Genomic DNA, 19,550 nt, shown 5'->3' on the forward strand with positions numbered 1-19,550 from the left:
CGCGTTCACTGCCCAATGGCTCGGCTTGCTCCTCGCGCCGACCGCGCTCGTCGCGCGCCTCGGTGCCCAATGGCTCGGCTTGCTCCTCGCGCCGACCGCGCTCGTCGCGCGCCTCACTGGCCCGCTCCCGCCTCAGCGGCCAGCGGTGCGCCAACCGGTGCCGGCGTTGGAGCCACCGGACCCGGGACCACGTTCGGCCCCGGCGGCGGCGGTGGTATCGGCACCTGCGGCGCCTGCAGGCCGATGGGCGGCAACACTGGGTACTCGTCGTACGCGTTCGGCGGGCCAGGCGGCGTCTGCAGCGTCGATTGGACCGGCTCGATGTCCGGGCCACCCATGAGTTCCGCCAGCGATTCGGGGGTCAGCAGGCCCGCCGTGATTGGCCCCACCTGCTGCCCTTGCATCCCCGGGGCGACGATCCAGCCCGGCTGGGTATTGCGGTGCGACAACGGAGTATCCGGAACCCAAATCCCCGGGACGGTCGTGTCCTTGTACCCGTTGGGGGGCTGCAGCCTCGGCTCGGAGTAGGCGACGTGCTTGGGCAGTATCTCGGCGGTGCTGAACGCGTTGAAGCCAAACGGGAAGAAATTGAACTTGATCGCATCGAGGATCGGCGCCAGGTATTGCGCACACAGTTCGGCAGACTCTTGATAACCGAGCCGGCTGCCGGCCTGGATCGAGCTGCAGATGAACTGCATCGGGTTCGCGAAGGCGGTAATCTCCGGGACGGCCACCACCGAGCCGTGTGCCGGGTGATAGATCTGGTTCACGTTTGCCGCGGCCGTCGGCAGCACGTGCAAGGCGGTCTCCAGCCCGTTGAGGGGTTCCGGTTGGAGCAGCGTGTTGGTGAGCTCGGCCAGGTTGTTCACGTCGTGGGTCAGCACCTCGCGGTTCTTGTCGAGGAACGGACGAATCGTGGTAAGCAGGCTGTCGAATTGCTGCAGTGCGTTCGACAGGTCGCGGTCTGAGCTCGCGAGCCGACCGGTCAGCTCCGCCAGATTTTGGTTCAACGCCACGAACTGCTTGTCATCCTGGTGGAGTGCGTTGACGAACAGCGCCAGGCTGCGCACCACCGCAAAGAAATCACCGCGACCTTCGTTCAACGCGGTCAGTGCCCGCGACAGGCTGTCCAGCGTGGTGTTGATCTGCTTGCCCTTGCCGGCCAGGCCGTTGGCGAACGATTCGAGAACCTCACCGAATGGCCCCGTGGGCTGCTCTGGGCTCGGGCCGAGCTTGTCGATGATGTTGGTGATGCTGTTGCGCAGCTCGTCCCACTCCACCGGCACCTGGGTGCGCTCGATCGGAATGACCGCATTGTTTGCCAGCACCGGCCCACCCCGGTACGGCGGTTCCAACTGGATGGTGCGCGACGCCACCAGGGTCGGGTTGAGGATCACCGCGGAGGCATTGGCCGGCACCTTGTATTTGTTCTGATAGTGGAACGTGACCTTCATCTTGTCGCCCGCCGGCTCGATGCTGTCGATCTTGCCCACCTGTAGGCCCATGATCTGGACCTTGTCACCGGCATAGAGCGCATTGGCCGCAGGGAAGTAGGCGACCACGGTGTTGTTCGTCAGCTTCTGATAGAGCTCCCTGCCGACGTACAACGCGACCAGGCCCAGCACCACAACCAGCGTTCCGATGATCACCGTCGCCCGCGACAGCTGGGGTAGCCGGATGTTGCGGATGTCGAAGATGGTGCTCAATTCTGGCTACCTCCATCTGCGCCGCTACCACCCGTTCCCTCTGGGGTGATGTACGGGGCGGGCAACTGCGGCCCGGGCCCGGGCGGCGCCGCCGGACCGGGCGGCAAGCCCGGCGCGAACGTGGACGGCGGCGGCGTCGGCCCAGCCGGTCCCAGTGGCTCGGTGCGGGCCCCCGGAGGTGCGTTCGGCGGCAGCGGCACCGGTGTGCCGGGAGCGTTCGGCGCCGGCTCGCCAGGCCGCCCGGCGATCGGGATGCCTGGCACCGGCGGTAGGCCGTTCGGGTTGGGTGGCGACACGTCGAGGACGTCCAGCGGCGCGGGGAAGTCGGGACCGCCGAATGGCCCTTGCAGCACCCCCGCACACGGCAGCGGGATCTGCGGGCTGGGCAGCGCTCCCGCCGCCGGGGTGTAGGAGCACGGCGATCCGGGCGGGACGGCCGGTCCCGGATGTTCCGGGGTTCCTTCCAGCACGCGCGGGGCCGGCGGCGGCGCGCCGTTGGGGAATCGGGTGCCGTTGGGGTCCGGGAACCGAAATTCCGGCAGCCCGGCACTGGCCCAGAAGTCTTCGGGGGAAATGCCGCGCTTTTTGAACGCCGCATCGATGAACGGCTGCATGATCTGCCCCGGGACCAGGTTGTGAATGACCACCTTGAAGAAGGGCCCGGAAGCGATGGTCTCATTCAACGACGGAAGAAATGCGCCGACCATCACGAGCCCGTTTGCCAGGTCGTCTTGCCGCTGGACCAGCACGTCGCTGAGGGTGCGCAGCTCCTCCAGCACGTGATTGATGTTCGGGTTGTCGTTGATCAGTCCTTGCACCTGGACCGAGAATGCGGCGACGTTCCCCAGCAGCGCGTCGATGGCACGTCCGCGCTCGTTGAACGCCGCCAGCAGCGTCTTGGCGTTGACCAGCAGCCGGTCCACCTGCTGGCTGCGGTCACCGAGGACGCTTGCCACCTGATTGGCCTGGGCGAGCAGGTGCTTGATCTCCTCGTCGCGCTTGCCGATCGTGTCGGAGAACCTGGCCACACCATCCAGCGCCGCGCTCAAGTGGGGGTAGGTCTGGTCGATGGTCTCCGACAACACGTGCAGCGACCTTTTCACCGTGTCGATGTCCCAACCGGTGGCCGCCTTGGTGACGTCGAAGAAGGCGTCGTAGATCTGGTACGGAGTGGTGCTCTGGCCCAGCGGCAAAGTGCCGCCCGGCCGCAGCGACCGGTTGCCGCGGGCCTCAATCTCGAGGACCTTCTTACCGAGGATGGTGTCGGTGCGAATCGTCAGCCGACTTTCGGTGCCGATCGTGTGGGTGCCGATCCCGAACTTGATCAGGACGTGGTCGCCATCGATCGACAGTCCTTCGACCCGACCGACGTCCAGCCCGGCGATGCGCACCTTGTCGCCTTTGTTGAGTTGGCCGGAGTCGCTGAACTGCCCGTAGTAGCTCGGCCTGGCGAACAGCACCGGGACGCTGGTGAAGCTTTGGCCCACACCGACGGCGAGGATCACGACGATGATGCCCATGAGCCCGATCCGAAGCCGGTTGGGCGGTTCCAGTGTTCTCATTGCGGTGCGCACCTACCCGATGGCTGCGTGAACAGGCGGACCGTGCGAACCGGGCCCCCGGGCTGCAACCCATTGATCCTGAGGCTGATGTCACAGGAGTAGAAGTTCACAAAGTCGCCGTAGGAGCCGATGGCGCGCCCGATCATGTTCAAAGCGGTCGGCAATCGATGAAGGAAATCGCTCAACTGCTCACGCTGATCGATGAGCGGCTGCTGAATGGGATCCAGGTAGTTGATGGTCTTGTGCAGCAGAGCCCGGTCCTCGGCCAACAGATCGGCCACGGTGCCGGCGGCATTGCTGACCCGCGCGGTCCCACCGGCCAGCTGGTCGCCGTGCTCCTTGAGCCCGGTGATCAGCACCTCCAGGTTGTTGACGGTCTGATCAAAATCCTTGCGATGCCGAACCGTGGTGTCCAACACGGTGTTCAGGTTCTTGATCACCTCGCCGATCGCCTGGTCACGCTCGGCGAGCTGCGAGGTCAGCTGGGCCGTCTGGTCGAGAATGTCGTTGATGGTGCCACCCTGACCCTGAAACACGGTGATGAGGGCCGAGGCGATGGTGTTGATTTTGTCTGGGTCCAGCGCCCGAAACACCGGCCTGAACCCGCCGATCAGCGCGTCGAGGTCCAGCGCCGGCGATGTTCGCGAGAGCGGGATGAATCCACCGGGCGGCATGACGCGATCGGCGCCCTCGCCCTCGCCGCGCTTGAGCTCGACGTAACGATTGCCGATCAGATCCAGATAGCGGATCTGCGCGGTCGTCGACTGATACAGGGGCACCGAGCGGTCGACGTCGAAATCCACCCGCACCCGTTTGCCGCCGTCGACCAGCGATACGGATTTGACCTTGCCGATCTCCACCCCCGAGGCGCGGACGAATTGACCCGCCCGCAGCCCGCTGACGTTGCTGAACTCCGCCGAGTAACCATAGGTCCGGTCAAACCGGATCTGACCGAACACGACGATGATCATCAGGCTGAACAGCAGCAGCACCACCGAAAAGATGCCGAGTTTTATCGCAGTACCGGTGATTTTCATGGGTTGATCGTGTAATCCCCTACCTGACGGCCCCACACGTACTCGAGCACGTAGGGCGAACCGGTGTCCAAATGGTTGTAAGGCGCGAGGCTGTTGCCGGTGTCCATCACCAAATTGGGCGCCGGCCAGAAATCACGGGTGATCGGCTGCCAGCAACCCGGCGCACCTCCAGGCCCACCGCGAGCGTTGATCCGCGGCAGGTTTTCCGGATAGATGTAGGGATTCGGCGCCCCGCCCACCAGGCCGGGTGCCAACGCCGCCGCCGTCGCGCCCAAAGCGAGCGGCGGCGCCAACAATCCGAGCACCAGTCCGGCTCCCAACGCCGCCCCATTGGTAGCCAACAGCGCCGCGGGGTTCAGCGTGAATCCCAACCCCGACAGCGGCACGGTGTGGCTGTTGAGCGCGTAGCCGTTGCCGCCCAGGAACTGGAAGGCCTTGGGCTCCATGTCGTGGTAGTTGCGCAGCGTGCAGGCCAGCTCCGGGCTGTAGGTGTCGAGCAGCTGGGCGGTGGGCACCAGGTCTTTAACCGCACGCGCCAGATACGGCCCGCCCCGCTCGAAGATGTCCGCACCGGTCTTGCCGAACCCGACCGCCGACAACAGCGCGGCGTCCAGCTCGTACTGCTGCTGGTTGAAGGTGCGCGCGGTGGGCACCGAACTGTTGAGGAAGTCGAACAGGTCCGGTGCGGCATCGGAGTAGACGTCGCCCAGCGCCGCCAACTGCTGGATATCGCGGCGGGCCTGCGGCATCTGCGGGTTGAGGTCGTCGAGGATCGCGTTGCCGTTGGCGATCGCCTGTCCGAACCGGTCGCCCAATCCGGTCAGCGCTTGTGCGGCCGCGCTCAGCGTCAGGTTCAGCTTGACCGGATCAACCTTCTCGGCGATCGAGGTGAGGGTCTCGAACAACGTGTTGATCTCCGTCGTCACACCCGTGGCGTTGATCACACTCTTCGGCGTGAGGTGACCCCGGGAGATGACGTTGCCCTGGGCGTCTCTCGGCGTCGTCAGGGAGACATACTTACCGCCGAACACCGTGGTCGCCTTGATCTGGGCATCCACATTTTCCGGTATCAGCGACAGGTACCGCGGATACACATCCAGGGTGAATTTGGCGGCCGACTTGCCATCCCGGGTGACCTCGGTGATGCTGCCGACCCGGCCGATCTGCACCCCGTTGTAGGTGACCTTCGAGCCGGGATCCATCACCAGCCCGGCCCGATCGGACATCATCGTCAACTTGGTCTTGGGGGTGAAGTCCCCGCGAAACTGGAAGTACACCAAGGCAAGGACGAGAAAGAAGACGAGCACAAAGGCGATACCCGCGGTCTTGAACGGCGGATTGCGGACCTTGTTGATCTTCCCGGGCGTTGTCATGGCGCTACACCGTCAGGGCGAAGTTGGGGTTGACGCCGTACAGCGCCAACGCTGCACACAACACGACGACATTCACCGAGACCAGCGAGAAACGCATCGATCGGCCGACGGCCTCGCCGACACCGACGGGTCCGCCGCCGGCGTTGTACCCGTAGTAACAGTGCGTGACCATGACGATCAGGGCGATGATGATGGCCTCCAGGAATGACCAAAACACGTCGTCGGGACGCAGGAACGTCCGGAAGTAGTGCTCGTAGGTGCCGGTCGACTGCCCGTACAACAGCGTCGTGACGACCTGCGGGGACAGGAACGACATGATCATCGCCAACGCGTACAGCGGGATGATCACCACCAGCCCGGCGATGATCCGGGTGGAAGCCAGGTAGGAGACCGACTTGATGCCCATCACCTCGAGGGCGTCGATCTCCTCGCTGATCCGCATCGCTCCCAGCTCGGCGGTGGCACCCGCGCCAACCGTGGCCGCCAGCGCGACCCCGGTCACCACGGGGCCGGCGATACGCACGTTGACCAGCGCGGAGAAAAACCCCGTGAACGCCTCGACACCGATATTGCCCAGCGACGCGAAGCCCTGGATGGCGATCAGCGAGCTGCCGGACAACGTCACGAACCCGACGATCGCGGCGGTGCCGCCGACGACTGCCATCGCCCCGGTGCCCATGCCGATCTGAGCGACCAGCCGCAACGTCTCCTTCCGATAGAAGTGCAGCGCGTGCGGAACCTGCCCGACGCTGGTCAGGATGAACCAGGCCAGCCGTCCGGTCTCATCCAATCCTCGAGTGACGCTGCCCGCGTAGCGATTGACGTTGGCGACTAAACGCGGGAAGCGGGCGCGTACCACCGCGGCTGTCGACATCTCAGTGCCCCGTCCCGAATCGCACACCGATTGTCGTCAAGATGACGTTGACGGCATACAAGGCGACCACGCACAGCACCACCGTTTCGTTGACGGCGGTGCCCAGACCCTTAGAGCCACCGCGCACGGTCAGCCCGCGGTAGCAGCCGACCAGCCCGGCGATCAGGCCGAAGGTCGCCGCCTTGACCATCGCGATGACCACTTCGGGCATGCCAGTGATCGTGGTCAGCGTGGCCAGGTAGGCGCCGCCCGAAACGTTTTGCAGGTAGACACCGAAGAGGAAGCCGCCGACCAGTCCGACGGTGATCACCAAGGCATTGAGCAGGGTGGCGACGAAGGTCGCGGCGATCACCCGAGGCACCACCAACCGGTGGATGGGGTCGATGCCGAGCACCTCCATCGCGTCGATCTCTTCCCGGATGGTGCGGGCGCCCAGATCGGCGCAGATGGCGGTGGAGCCCGCGCCGGCCACCACCAGCACGGTGGTCAGCGGACCGAGCTGGGTGACCGCGCCGATCGCCGCGCCCGCGCCCGAGATGTCGGCGGCGCCGAACTGGGCCAGCAAAACGTTGAGCGTGAAGATCAGCAGCACGGTCAGCGGGATCGAGACCATGATCGTCGGCAGCAACGCGACCCTCATGACAAACCAGCACTGCAGGATCAGCTCGCGCCACTGGAACGGCCTGCGGAACAGCGCCTTTCCCGTCAGCACGCACATGCGGAAGAACCCGCCGACCATCGTCAGCGGCGTCTCCAGCTGGTCCCGGAGGTAACCCATCAGGTGCGGACGCGTAGACGTGGTCACCATCGCTCCCTCACGATGGGATCGCCCGGGCTGCGGCGTAACGGCCGATCATGTGGCACGCCTTACCTCCTTGCCCGTCCCCTCGGTGTGTGACCGCCGGCTCGCTACCCACAGGTAGTAACGGAGACCACAGGAATGTACCTGATGGTCGTCCAGGTGTGAACCGCATCCTCACAATTAACCCTTCGTCAACAGCAGGCAAACGTTACAGCTCCCGTCAACATTCCGTTCTTTTCGTTAAATCCGTTGTCGTAGATCGAGTTTCGATATCGGCTGGAGATGCGTAGCGCAAACGTAGCTCGGTTTTGAGCACCTTCCCGGCGGGGTTGCGGGGTAATGCGTCCACGATCTCGAGCGCCTTGGGGTGCTTGTAACGCGCAAGCCGCTCGGTCAGGTACTCGTCGAGGTCTTCGATCCGCAGGCCCTCATCCGTTACCGCCGCAACCGCGATCGGCACCTCACCCCACCTCTCGTCGGCGCGACCGATCACGGCGACTTCGACGATGCCGGGATGATCGGCCAGCACGTTCTCCACCTCGGCGCAGTAGACGTTTTCGCCGCCGGAGATGATCATGTCTTTCTTGCGGTCCACCACCCAGACGTAGCCTTCGGAGTCCATCCGAACCAGGTCCCCGGAGTGAAACCAGCCGCCCGCGAAGGCCTCCGCGGTGGCCTCCGGGTTGTTCCAGTAGCCGCTCATCAAAGTTGGTGCCCGGTAGACGATTTCACCCACCTCGCCAACGGGCACATCGTTCATGTCGTCGTCGACGACCCGGGCGGCGACCGTCGGGATCACCTTGCCGACCGAACCGCGCTTGGCGACCGCATCTTCGCCGAGCAACACACAGGTGACCGGTGACATCTCGGTCTGGCCGAACGCGGCCAGGATCTGGGTTCCCGGAAAGGTCTCCGACATCTGCCGCAGCAACGCGTCCGAGGCCGGAGCGGCTCCCCACGACATCACCCGCAACCTCAGATCGCGGGGTCGTGCTAGCTGTTCGGCGCACACCGCCTGCCACTGGGCGGGCACCAGAAAGATGCCGGTGACCTTCTCCGCCGCCAGCACGTCGAGCAGTCGTCCCGCGTCGAACGCACCGAGCGGATAGATCACCGTGGGAATCCCGAGCAGCATCCCGGTCACCATGTTGCCGATCCCGGCGATGTGGAAGAACGGCACACCGATGAACCCGACGTCGCCGGTGATGTTGGCGCCGCTGGTGTACAGGGCGGTCATCGCCTGGCCGGTCAGATTGGCGTGGGTGAGGACCGCACCCTTCGCCCGGCCGGTGGTGCCCGAGGTGTACATGATCAGCGCCGGAGAGTCGTTCGGGATGTCGACCGGTTCGGGCGGGTCGCCCGGCTCCCCGATGAGGTCGTCATAGCCCAGCATGGTGTCGCCCGGCGAGTCACCGGCCACCACGACCATCTCCACCAGCGGCTGGATGTCGCGGACACCCGTGACCACCGGAGCCAACGCCGCCTCGGTGATCATGACGCGCGCCGCGCAGTCCTCCACCAAGAAGGCGATCTCGGTGGGGGTGAGTCGGAAGTTCAGTGGGACCGCGATGGCCCCGAGCATGTTGGCGGCCAACACCGACTCGACGAACTCGGTGCGGTTGAGCATCAGGATCATCACCCGGTCGCCACGTCCGACCCCTCGGCGGCTCAGGGCACCGGCCAGCGCGGTGACCCGATCCCGCAAGTCGGCCCACGTCACGGTGTGCCCCGAGAACCTCAGTGCGGTGGCCCGCGGCTGCATCAACGCGTGCCGGTGCAGCTGATTGACCCAGTTCTGCCGCCGAGCCAGATAAGGCTGCTCGGTGACCTGCGTCGGGTGGCTGGCCAGTTGCGCGGTCAACTATGCAGTCCCTTCACTTGCGCACCGCTTGCGTCAGGCTGATATTTGATAAAACATGGTGTTGCCTGGGTCACAGTATCGGCCCGAGCCGCCGTTAGACAAGCCCCGCCAAGCCCCTGAAAGTCCTGGCAGGCCCCATGAACGCACCCCTGTCCGCGCATCCGCGAGGCCGGCGGCCGCTGCGCCGGGCACAGTTATCCGATGAAGTCGCGGGCCACTTGAGGGCGGCGATCATGTCCGGGACGCTGCGCCCGGGCACGTTCATCCGCCTCGACGAGACCGCGGCCGAGCTCGGGGTCAGCGTCACGCCGGTGCGGGAGGCGCTGGTAAAGCTGCGCGGCGAGGGCATGGTGCAGCTAGAGCCGCACCGCGGTCACGTGGTGTTGCCGCTGACCCGACAAGACATCGACGACATCTGCTGGCTGCAGGCCACCATCGCCAAAGAACTTGCCGTCGCGGCCGCCGGCCGCATCACCGAGGTGGAGATCGGGGAGCTGGACCGCATCAATGATGCGCTGGCCGGGGCCGTCGGGTCCGCGGATGCTGAGACCATCGCGGCGATCGAGTTCTCGTTTCATCGCGTTTTCTACCAGGCGAGCGGGCGAATCAAATTGGCCTGGTTCCTGCTCAATGCCGCGCGGTATATGCCAACCCAGGTGTACGCCACCGATCCCCAGTGGGGTGCGGCCGCCGTCGACAATCACCGACGGTTGATCGCCGCGCTGCGGCGCCACGACGTGGCCGCGGTGGTCGAGCACACCATCTGGCAATTGACCGACGCGGCACGCCGGTTGACCGAGACCCTGGACAGGACGGGAATCTTCAGCTCCGCCGGGTAGCTTCGCTAGCCGGCCGATAGCTGCTCGGCGCGTTGTTTGAGGTTTTCGGCAAGGTGCTCCAGCACGTTATCGAGCAGCATCTTCACCATCGGCGCGGGCACCGGCATGCTGGTCTCGACATCCATGTCCACCGTCACCAAGGTGGTTGCGCCGCTTTCCACCCAGCTGAACAGCTGCTCCTGCTTGGTAAACAGCTCACCCTGCTGCATGACGGTTTGAATCTGGTTGGGGCCCGGGTAGTACACGGCCTGGATGTAGGTGCCCTCGATGCCTTGAACAGCGGTGTCGAGCCGCAGCTGGCTGGGGCGCCCATCGTCGTAACGGGCCAGCACCCAACAGCCCTTGACCCCCTCATTCCACTCGGGGTATCGCTCGAAATCGGCGACAATGGCCATGATCGACGCGGCGTCGGCGCCGACCTCGACGGTCTTGCTCAAAACTGGCATTGGCGAAGCATACTGGCGCCGGGTTCACCCGAAAGCGGCGGCCTCAGCTGCCATCTCAGTCGCTCACGCACGCCGTTGACAACAATGACCGGATGGCGTCGGGGATCGGGACGGGCCTGCGGGTCCTCCGATCGACGTAGACGTGCACCCAGTGACCCAGCGCGGTGATCGGCCGTGGCTCGATTTCCTGGCCGGCCGTGAACACCCCGAGCCGGTAGGTGACGCTGCTGCGGCCCAGCCGGGTCACCGCCAGGCCGATCACGAGGCTTTGCGGGAAGTGCAGTTCAGCAAAGTACCGGCAGCCCGACTCGGCGACGATGCCCAACACCGGCGCGGTCAGCGGGTCGAGCCCGGTGGTCGTGTTGATCCAGGCGTTGATCGCGGTGTCGAACAGCTGGTAGTAGACCGCGTTGTTGAGGTGGCCGAACATGTCGTTGTCGGCCCAGCGGGTGAGCACCGGCCACCGCACCGGGAAGTCCGCGCTGGTGAGCCTGTGGGCCGACGCCATGGTTGTATTCCAGCATGGTCCACATCCGGGGAGCGGTGCTGGACCGCATCGGTGCGCCCCGGCCCTATGCGACGTCGACACCGATCAGCGTCGTCGACCTCGACCTGGACCCGCCGCAAAGCGGTGAGGTTTTGGTTCGCATCGAGGCGGCCGGCGTCTGCCATTCCGACCTGTCGGTGGTCGACGGCACCCGAGCGCGGCCGGTGCCGATGCTGCTCGGTCATGAAGCCGCCGGAATCGTCGAGCGGGTCGGCGACCGGGTTGACGATATCGCCGTCGGCCAGCGGGTGGTGCTGGTGTTTTTGCCCCGCTGCGGCCGCTGCGCGGCCTGCGCGACCGAGGGCCGGACGCCCTGTGCGCCGGGCGCCGCGGCCAACACCGCCGGGACCCTGCTCGGTGGCGGAATCCGGCTGAGCCGCAACGGTCAACCCGTGTACCACCACCTGGGCGTCTCGGGTTTCGCGACCCACGCCGTCGTCAACCGGGCCAGCGCCGTTCCGGTGCCCCGGGAGGTGCCACCGGACGTGGCCGCCCTACTCGGCTGCGCGGTGCTGACCGGCGGCGGTGCGGTGCTCAACGTCGGCAAACCACGGCCGGGACAGACGGTGGTCGTTGTCGGGCTGGGGGGTGTGGGCATGGCGGCGCTGCTCACCGCCTTGACGCACGACGACGTTCGGGTCATCGGCGTCGACCAACTGCCCGAAAAGCTGGCGGGGGCCCGGACGTTGGGCGCCCACGAAACCTACCCGCCGCGGCGGGCCACCGAGGCCGGGGTGAAAGCCGCCGTGGTCGTCGAGGCGGCCGGACATCCCGCCGCGCTGCAGACCGCGATCGACCTGACCGCGCCGGGCGGTCGCACCATCACTGTCGGGCTGCCGCCGCCGGATGCCCGGATCAGCCTGTCGCCGTTGGGCTTTGTGGCCGAAGGCCGGTCACTGATCGGGAGCTACCTGGGCTCGGCGGTTCCCGGCCGCGACATCCCCCGGTTTGTGTCGCTGTGGCGGTCCGGTCGGCTACCGGTGCAATCGCTGGTGTCGTCGTCGATTCGGTTGGACGACATCAACGAGGCGATGGACCACCTGGCCGACGGCACCGCGATACGTCAACTCATCACGTTCTGACCGCTCGGCCCAGGTGCGATGGGTGACGGTTGGCCACCGCTCAGTCTGCTCAGTCGAACAGCACCGCGGCGTTCAGATAACCGGTCGGGTCCAGCGCGGCTTTGACGGCCCGCATCACGGCGATGTCGTTGGCCTCCCGGGACATCCCGAGGTAGCGACGCTTGCGGCTGCCGACACCGTGTTCGGAGCTGACATTGCCGCCGTGCCCCGAGATCAGGTCCATCATCGGCGCGTACAGCGCGTGCTCCCGCTCGGGCGCGCACCCCAGCACGTTAAGGTGCAGGTTGCCCTCGCCGACGTGACCGAACAACACCGCAATCGCCCGCTGGGCCTGGACCAAAGCGACCGCGTCCCGGGTGAATTCAGCGATGGCCGCCAACGGCAATGACACGTCGAACTTCACCGGCGGGCCATAGACGCCGAGCACCTCGGCCACCGATTCGCGAGTACGCCACAATCGCTGCTGCGCCGCGGTATCCACGCCGACAGCGGGTTCCCCGCACAGCCGCACGCCGCCCAGCAGCCCGGCGAGCCGTTCGGTCTGATCGTGATCGGCGGCCAGTTCCACCAACAGCAGCCAATCCCCCTCCACCGGGGCGCCCACCCCGAGATGCTCGGCGGCCAGCGCGGTGGCCCGGCCGTCGATCAATTCCAGCGCGGCGACGCCGTCCGCGTCGCGCAACACCCGGCCGGCATCGACCAGCGCTTCCAGGTCGGCGAACCCGCAGACGGCCGTCACCCGGTGCGACGGCTTGGGGTGCAGCCGCAGATCCAGCGTGGTGATGACCCCGAGGGTGCCTTCCGCGCCGACGAACAGCGCCGGCAGGTCATAGCCGGTGTTGTCGCGGCGCACCCGGCTGTGCCGACGCAGCAGCGAACCGTCCGGCAACGCGACGTCCAGGCCGACCACCTGCTCGCTCATGTTTCCGTAGCGCACGGTGCGCAGGCCACCGGCGTTGGTCGAGGCCATGCCGCCGACGGTCGCGGTGTCCCGAGCCGACAGGTCCACGCCGAACACCAGCCCGGCCGCGCTCGCGACCTGCTGGACGGCGGCTAGGGTGGCCCCGGCACCGACCTTGATACGGCGCTCGACGAGGTCGACTTCGCCTACGGCACATAGTCGTTCGGTGGACAGCAGCACATCGTCGTGCTCCGGGACGGTGCCGGCCACCAGTGAGGTGCGGCCGCCTTGCACGGTGACGTAGGCGCCCGCTTCCCGACATACCCGCAAGACTTCGGTGACCTCGTCGGCCGAGCCCGGCCGTACCAGCGCGCTGGCCCGGCCCCGGTAGCGGCCGGTGAGGTCGACGCTGCGGCCGGTCAGCACGTCCGGGTCGGTAATCACGTGGCTGGATCCGACCGCACCGGCCAGCCGGCGCAGCATGCTCACCACCGCAGCTGTTTGTGCGGCACGTCGGACACCAGGCCGCCGTCCATCACGAACTCACTGCCGGTCGCATAGGAGGATTCGTCGCTGGCCAGGAACACCACGAAGGTCGACACCTCCCTCGGCTCGGCCGGGCGGCCGAGCGGGATGGTGAGGATGTCCTCCGGGAGCGTGGCGGTCATCGGGGTACGGACGAAGCCCGGGTGGATCGAGTTGACCCGGATGTTGAGCGGCGCCAGCTCCAATGCGGCCGACTTGGCCAGGCCGCGCACCGCCCACTTGGACGCGACGTAGGGATGCACCACGGGTGTGCCGCGCAGCCCCTCGACCGATGACACGTTGATGATCGAGCCGCCCCCGGCCGCGGTCATCGGCTCGACGGCCGCGCGCATCCCTAGAAACGTCCCCGTCAGGTTCACGTCAATCACCTTCTGCCACTTGGCCAGATCGAAATCTTTCAGTTGCCCGTACGCCACCATGCCCGCGTTGTTGACCAGCACGTCGAGCTTGCCGAACTCGCCTGTTGCCGTCGCCACCGCGGCGTCCCACCGATCGGGCTGGGTCACATCGAGGTGAACGTATCGCGCGGCGTCTCCGATCTGCTCGGCCACCGCCTTGCCTTCCTCGTCGAGGATGTCGCCGATCACCACCTTTGCGCCCTCCTCCACCAGCAGCCGCGCATGTGCGGCACCCATCCCCCGGGCGCCGCCGCTGATGAGCGCGACCTTTCCGTCAACCCGTCCCACGGGGACTCCTTCCGGCTTGAGTGGCGATCATCGCTGGCAAGTCCAGTGTGGTCCTGATGCGAAGGCTGCGTAACCATGTCCAGAAGATCATCGGTAAGCCTGTGTGGGAAAACCGTGCGCACGGATTCCTCGAACGCAACCATGGTGAGCGATTCGCCAAGCTGATGGACGGCTTCCTGCCGGACGCGCGCCCGGTGGGATCAGCTGAACGAATCGCCACTCGCTCACGAGCATTGGGCCGGGTGAAACTCGTCGTTGCTGGGGCGCGGCGCCGGGCTCGGGCAGGGGGCGTACACGAAAACCACTCCGATCCCACTGTCCACTGAAACCGCTTGCGCAACGGCACGTTTGCCTGTGGATAACCCTGGTGTGTGTCGGCGAAGCGTGATAGCATTCGAACATGCATTCGAGTAGCCGGGAGGGGATCGTCGCGGTGTTCGACGCCCTCGACACCGCCCTGGGCCGGGCGCTGGAGTTGTCGATCGAGGTGTTGACCACCCCCGAATGCCTGACCATGCTGGAACGCTGCGAAACCCTGCGCCGCCGCCTGCCCGCGATCGAGCACCCGTTCATCAACAGGCTCGCCGACCAAGCCGACCCGAGCGAGCTGGGCGGCAAACTCCCCTTCGCGCTGGCCGAGCGGCTGCGCATCACCCGCGGCGAAGCAGCCCGGCGCATCGGCGAGGCCGCCGAGCTGGGGCCGCGGCGCGCGCTGACCGGCCAGGTGCTGCCGCCGCTGCTGCCCGCCACCGCCGAAGCCCAACGCGCCGGGCGTCTCGGACCCGACCATGTGCGGATCATCCGCGCCTTTCTGCATCAGCTGCCCAGCGGGGTGGACCTGCCCACCCGGGAGAAAGCCGAAGCCGAACTGGCTCAGTTGGGTGGCCGGTTTCGGCCCGACCAGCTGCACAAGCTGGCCGCCAAACTCGCCGACTGCCTCAACCCCGACGGCAATTTCAGCGACACCGACCGGGCCCGCCGCCGCGGCATCATCCTCGGCAAGCAGGGCGCCGACGGCATGTCGGCGATCACCGGCTACCTGACCCCCGAAGCCCGCGCCACCCTCGATGCCGTGTTGGCCAAACTGGGCGCCCCCGGCATGGCCAACCCCGCCGACCCCACCCCCTGCCTCAGCGGCACCCCGTCACAGGCCGCCATCGACGCCGACACCCGCAGCACCGCCCAGCGCAACCACGACGGCCTGCAGGCCGGGCTGCGGGCGCTGCTGTGCTCGGGGGAGCTGGGCCAACACAACGGGCTGCCCGCGGCGATCATCGTGTCCACCAGCCTGGCCGAGTTGCAATCGGCTGCCGGGCACGCGCTCACCGGCGGGGGCAGCCTGCTGCCGATGAGCGAGGTGATCCGGCTGGCCGCCCACGCCCACCACTACCTGCGCATCTTCGACCACGGCCGCGAGCTGGCGCTCTATCACACCAAGCGGCTGGCCTCCCCTGCCCAGCGAATCGTGTTGTACGGCAAGGACCGCGGCTGCTCCTTTCCCAATTGCGATGTGCCCGGCTATCTCACCGAGGTGCACCATGTGACCGATTTCGCCCAGTGCCGGAAGACCGACATCAACAACCTCACCCAGGCCTGCGGCCCCCACCACAAACTGGCCACCACCGGCGGCTGGGCCACCCGCAAACACCGCGACGGCACCACCGAGTGGATTCCCCCCGCCCACCTCGACCATGGACAACCCCGCACCAATAACTACGTCCACCCCGAAAAACTCCTGCACGACGAAGACGACGAGGACGGTCCGTAGATCCCCCCGAACTTCGGGTGCGGACTTGTGAAGACGCTAGTCGATGATTCTGCAATCACGTCCGGGCGGGCAGAATTGGCGCTATGACCCGGCGCGAGGATGTCTGGTTCACGTCCGGTGACGACCGGATCAGCGCGTGGCTGTACCGGCCGGCCGGCGGCCCGGCCAGCGATGCCGCTCCGCTGCTGGTGATGGCGCACGGCCTGGGCGCGGTGCGCACCATGCGGTTGGACGCCTACGCCGAACGCTTCTGTGCGGCCGGCTACGCCTGCCTGGTGTTCGACTATCGCAATTTCGGCGACAGCCAGGGCCGGCCGCGCCAGTTGCTCGACATCGGGATGCAACTTGCCGACTGGGCCGCCGCCGTGGCCTATACGCGCACCCTCGCCGGTGTAGATCATGACCGAATCGGCTTGTGGGGCACATCTTTTGGGGGTGGCCATGTGATCGCGACGGCGGCGCGGCTGCCGGGTATCGCCGCCGCGGTGGCGCAGTGCCCGTTCACCGACGGCATTGCCTCCGTGCGGGCGATCAACCCGGTGACCGTCGCACGCATCACCATGCGGGCAGCGCGCGACCTGGTCGGGGCCTGGGCGGGAAGGCCTCCGGTGATGATTCCCACCGCGGGCAATCCGGGGGAGGTTGCGTTGATGACCGCACCCGACGCCTACCCGGGCTACCTGAGGCTGGTGCCCGACGGCGTGGAGTTGCGCAACGAGGTCGCCGCCCGCATCGGGATCAAGGTCCTCGGCTACCGTCCGGGCCAACGCGCCGCGAAGGTCGGCTGCCCAATCCTGTTCTGCGTGTGCGAAACCGACTCGGTGGCACCCGCCGGACCGACCCTGCGCTATGCGGCCATGGCCCCCCGCGGTGAGGTCAAGACGTATCCCGACGGGCATTTCGCCATTTACTTCGACGACGCCTTCGAGCGGGTCGTCGCCGACCAACTCGCCTTCCTCGACAAACACCTCAAGCCCGCCGGCTGAGGCTAAGAAGCTTGTCCAAACGCCGGACGTGCCGGCGGGAGCGCTCTACTCTCGGTAGATACCTCATACCCGCGGTAGCGGGTCGATCCCGTTTGACCCGGGATGCGCCCGGTTTGTCGGGAAGGACGCGGTGATGTCGCACGTGCTCACGGCCCCCGAGATGTTGGCGGCTGCGGCCACTGAGGTGGAGGGCATCGCCGCCACACTCGCCGCGGCCAATGCGGCCGCGGCGGGCCCCACGTCCTGTCTGCTGGCCGCGGCCGGCGATGAGGTGTCGGCGGCGGCCGCGGCGCTGTTCAGCGCATACGCCCAGGAGTATCAGGCAGCCGTCCAGCAGGCCGGCGTGTTTCACAGCCAGTTCACCCAGGCGTTGGCCGCCGCGGGCGGCGCCTACGCGCAGGCCGAGGCCGCCAACGCGGCCCTGGTCACCGGCGCCTCGACGGCGCTGGCCGCGCCGATCCAGTCGTTGTTGGGCTCGGCGCCGGTCGGCGCCGCTGGGTCCAGCGGCATCAGCGCGGCAGGTTCGCTGCGCTCGGCCCTGCTGGCCGACCCGGTCGTCGCGCTGATCCTGGGCGGCACCAACAACCCGGAGCCCGGCCTCGAATACGTGGCGGACATCAACACCAAGTTCATCCAGCCGCTCTTCCCGGGAGCCTTCGCGAAAGGGTTGTTCACACCCGAGCAGTTCTGGCCCGTCACACCCGATCTCGGCAACATGACGTTCAACCAGTCCGTCACCGAAGGCGTAACCCTGCTTCGCAACGCGGTCAACGCCGAATTGGCTGCGAACCAGAACGTCGTCGCTTTCGGCTACTCGCAAAGCGCCACGATCATCAACAACTACATCAATTCGCTGATGGCGATGGGTGCGCCCAATGCCGACGACCTGGCTTTCGTGATGATCGGCAGCGGCAACAATCCCGTCGGCGGGCTGCTCGCCCGTTTCCCCGGTTTCTACATCCCGTTCTTGGACGTGCCGTTCAACGGTGCCACCCCGGCGAATACCCCATACGAGACCTACATTTACACCGCCCAGTACGACGGGATCGCGCACGCGCCGCAATACCCGCTGCACATCCTGTCGGACATCAACGCCTTCATGGGCTACTTCTTCGTGCATGGCAGCTACCCGGATCTCATGGCCAACCAGCTCGACGACGCGGTGCTGTTGCCGACGTCGCCGGGCTATACCGGCAACACCCAGTACTACATGTTCCTGACGCAGAACCTGCCACTGCTCGAGCCGATTCGGGCCATCCCCTACGCCGGTCCCCCTATCGCCGATCTGTTCCAGCCGCAGCTGCGGGTGCTGGTCGACCTGGGCTACGCCGACTACGGACCGGGCGGCATGTACGCCGACATTCCCACCCCGGCCGGGCTGTTCTCGATACCCAACCCGTTCGCCGTCACCTACTACCTGATCAAGGGCAGTCTGCAGGCGCCCTACGGTGCCGTCGTGGAGATTGGGGTCGAGGCCGGGTTGCTCGGGCCGGAATGGTTCCCGGACACCTACCCGTGGGTGCCGTCCATCAACCCGGGACTGCACTTCTACTTCGGCCAACCGCAGGTGACGCTGCTTTCTGTGCTCAGCGGCGGTCTCGGGGACATCCTCGAACTCATCCCGCCGCCGATGATTCCGTAACGGCGCTAAGGTCCCAGCGGGGAGTGCGTGCGGATGGACTCGTCGCGGATCAGGCCACGCAACAACGCGGTGCTGAACTCGGCGGCGATTTCCTTGGCCGTGCGCCGGCCGCTCGGACGCAGCCAGCGGTAACTGCCCAGCGTCATCCCGATGTAGCCCAATGCCACCACATGCGAGTCGCACTCGTAGAACTCGCCGCTGGCGATCCCCCGGTCGATCAGGCCGCGCACATGCTCGAAGACCTGAGCCTCCTTCTCCCGGACCTCGGCGACCTGTTCGGCGGTGAACCACTCGGTGATGTAGGGCTGCTCCTGGAAGTACACCGCGGCCCGCTCCGGATTGCTCGCGATCCCGGTGAGCAGCCGCACGGTGTACTGGTACAGCGCTTCGCGGGCCGTCCAGGACGGGTCGTCGTGCACGGCGGCCAGGGTGCCCTCGGCGGCCTCGCGGTAGATGTCGAAGAGGATCAGCGACTTGCTGGCGTAGTAGTGGTAAACGGTGGCCTTGTTCAGCCCGATGACATCGGCGACGTCGTCCATCCGGGTGCCATGATAGCCACGCGCCGCGAACAGCTTGGTGGCAACGGTCAGCAACTCCTGACGGCGCGAAAGGCCACTTTCGGATGACATCGGTCCTCTCAATCGTCGCAGCCGGGTACCAATCAACTGGTTGGACAGTTTACGGCCGTGGCCGCCTGTTGCCGCGACGCGGATAAGGCTAGACTCCGTGGCGGACCACGTCGCGAGTCGAGGAGAAGGTGAAGCGCATGGACCCGAGTCCTGACTACGACTTCAGCGACGAGATCGAGTTCTTCTTCAACTACCTAACCTGGGGTATCCGGGGCGTCGAGTCCGGCAGTGGATACCCGCCACCGGCGTATCCACCGGTCTGA

General features: G+C 66.5%; 18 protein-coding genes. 6 read left to right on the forward strand and 12 right to left on the reverse strand.

What is annotated here, in order from left to right:
- Window positions 1-113: 113 nt before the first annotated feature.
- From G6N20_RS16325 to fadD5, 7 genes are all read right to left on the reverse strand, one after another.
- Window positions 114-1,706, reverse strand: a complete 1,593-nt coding sequence (locus G6N20_RS16325) for a virulence factor Mce family protein (RefSeq protein ID WP_083045807.1) — start codon at window positions 1,704-1,706, stop codon at window positions 114-116.
- A complete protein-coding gene (locus G6N20_RS16330; protein WP_083045808.1) occupies window positions 1,703-3,268 on the reverse strand; it encodes a virulence factor Mce family protein in 1,566 nt (521 codons plus the stop codon). The genes G6N20_RS16325 and G6N20_RS16330 overlap by 4 nt, the downstream gene beginning before the upstream one ends.
- Window positions 3,265-4,305 carry a virulence factor Mce family protein gene (locus G6N20_RS16335; RefSeq protein ID WP_083045809.1) on the reverse strand — a complete coding sequence of 347 codons (1,041 nt, stop codon included), beginning with the start codon at window positions 4,303-4,305 and terminating at the stop codon, window positions 3,265-3,267. Before G6N20_RS16335 ends, G6N20_RS16330 begins: the two co-directional genes overlap by 4 nt.
- Complete coding sequence (locus G6N20_RS16340) at window positions 4,302-5,678, reverse strand: MCE family protein (protein WP_083045810.1); 1,377 nt, start codon at window positions 5,676-5,678, stop codon at window positions 4,302-4,304. Before G6N20_RS16340 ends, G6N20_RS16335 begins: the two co-directional genes overlap by 4 nt.
- 4 nt (window positions 5,679-5,682) lie before the next feature.
- A complete protein-coding gene (locus G6N20_RS16345) occupies window positions 5,683-6,552 on the reverse strand; it encodes an MlaE family ABC transporter permease (RefSeq protein ID WP_083045811.1) in 870 nt (289 codons plus the stop codon).
- Window position 6,553: 1 nt separating this feature from the next.
- Complete coding sequence (locus G6N20_RS16350; RefSeq protein ID WP_083045835.1) at window positions 6,554-7,357, reverse strand: MlaE family ABC transporter permease; 804 nt, start codon at window positions 7,355-7,357, stop codon at window positions 6,554-6,556.
- A gap of 217 nt (window positions 7,358-7,574) precedes the next feature.
- Window positions 7,575-9,215 carry a fatty-acid--CoA ligase FadD5 gene (fadD5, locus tag G6N20_RS16355; protein WP_083045812.1) on the reverse strand — a complete coding sequence of 547 codons (1,641 nt, stop codon included), beginning with the start codon at window positions 9,213-9,215 and terminating at the stop codon, window positions 7,575-7,577.
- 137 nt (window positions 9,216-9,352) lie between these two features.
- Between fadD5 and G6N20_RS16360 the strand changes: the two genes are divergently transcribed.
- Window positions 9,353-10,054: a GntR family transcriptional regulator gene (locus G6N20_RS16360; RefSeq protein ID WP_083045813.1), complete on the forward strand. Its 702-nt coding sequence runs from the start codon at window positions 9,353-9,355 to the stop codon at window positions 10,052-10,054.
- Between the two features lie 5 nt (window positions 10,055-10,059).
- Here the strand turns inward: G6N20_RS16360 and G6N20_RS16365 are convergent, their stop codons facing one another.
- Window positions 10,060-10,500, reverse strand: a complete 441-nt coding sequence (locus G6N20_RS16365; RefSeq protein ID WP_083045814.1) for an SRPBCC family protein — start codon at window positions 10,498-10,500, stop codon at window positions 10,060-10,062.
- A gap of 55 nt (window positions 10,501-10,555) precedes the next feature.
- Window positions 10,556-11,008 (reverse strand): acyl-CoA thioesterase, encoded by a 453-nt coding sequence (locus G6N20_RS16370; RefSeq protein ID WP_083045815.1) that lies wholly within the window; start codon window positions 11,006-11,008, stop codon window positions 10,556-10,558.
- Window positions 11,009-11,022: 14 nt separating this feature from the next.
- Between G6N20_RS16370 and G6N20_RS16375 the strand changes: the two genes are divergently transcribed.
- Window positions 11,023-12,129 carry an alcohol dehydrogenase catalytic domain-containing protein gene (locus tag G6N20_RS16375; RefSeq protein WP_083045836.1) on the forward strand — a complete coding sequence of 369 codons (1,107 nt, stop codon included), beginning with the start codon at window positions 11,023-11,025 and terminating at the stop codon, window positions 12,127-12,129.
- 49 nt (window positions 12,130-12,178) lie between these two features.
- Here G6N20_RS16375 and G6N20_RS16380 read toward each other — a convergent pair whose 3' ends face one another.
- Complete coding sequence (locus G6N20_RS16380) at window positions 12,179-13,513, reverse strand: FAD-binding oxidoreductase (RefSeq protein WP_083045816.1); 1,335 nt, start codon at window positions 13,511-13,513, stop codon at window positions 12,179-12,181.
- A 2-nt stretch (window positions 13,514-13,515) separates the two neighbouring features.
- Window positions 13,516-14,262, reverse strand: a complete 747-nt coding sequence (locus G6N20_RS16385) for a glucose 1-dehydrogenase (protein WP_083045817.1) — start codon at window positions 14,260-14,262, stop codon at window positions 13,516-13,518.
- Between the two features lie 400 nt (window positions 14,263-14,662).
- On the opposite strand from G6N20_RS16385, the gene G6N20_RS16390 reads away from it, so the two are divergent.
- The 3 genes from G6N20_RS16390 to G6N20_RS16400 all read left to right on the forward strand — a co-directional run bounded on the left by G6N20_RS16390 (window position 14,663) and on the right by G6N20_RS16400 (window position 18,658).
- Window positions 14,663-16,030: an HNH endonuclease signature motif containing protein gene (locus G6N20_RS16390; protein ID WP_163663099.1), complete on the forward strand. Its 1,368-nt coding sequence runs from the start codon at window positions 14,663-14,665 to the stop codon at window positions 16,028-16,030.
- Between the two features lie 83 nt (window positions 16,031-16,113).
- Window positions 16,114-17,016, forward strand: coding sequence for an alpha/beta hydrolase (locus tag G6N20_RS16395; RefSeq protein ID WP_083046771.1), 903 nt, complete (start codon window positions 16,114-16,116; stop codon window positions 17,014-17,016).
- Between the two features lie 133 nt (window positions 17,017-17,149).
- On the forward strand, window positions 17,150-18,658 hold the full coding sequence (locus G6N20_RS16400) for a PE family protein (RefSeq protein ID WP_083046788.1): 1,509 nt from the start codon (window positions 17,150-17,152) through the stop codon (window positions 18,656-18,658).
- A gap of 5 nt (window positions 18,659-18,663) precedes the next feature.
- Here the strand turns inward: G6N20_RS16400 and G6N20_RS16405 are convergent, their stop codons facing one another.
- Entirely contained in the window at window positions 18,664-19,287 is a 624-nt protein-coding gene (locus G6N20_RS16405; protein ID WP_083046770.1) for a TetR family transcriptional regulator, read from the reverse strand.
- Window positions 19,288-19,424: 137 nt separating this feature from the next.
- Between G6N20_RS16405 and G6N20_RS16410 the strand changes: the two genes are divergently transcribed.
- A complete protein-coding gene (locus tag G6N20_RS16410; RefSeq protein WP_142271918.1) occupies window positions 19,425-19,550 on the forward strand; it encodes a hypothetical protein in 126 nt (41 codons plus the stop codon).

The sequence above is a fragment of the Mycobacterium shinjukuense genome (genome assembly GCF_010730055.1).
GTDB classification, from domain to species: Bacteria; Actinomycetota; Actinomycetes; order Mycobacteriales; family Mycobacteriaceae; genus Mycobacterium; species Mycobacterium shinjukuense.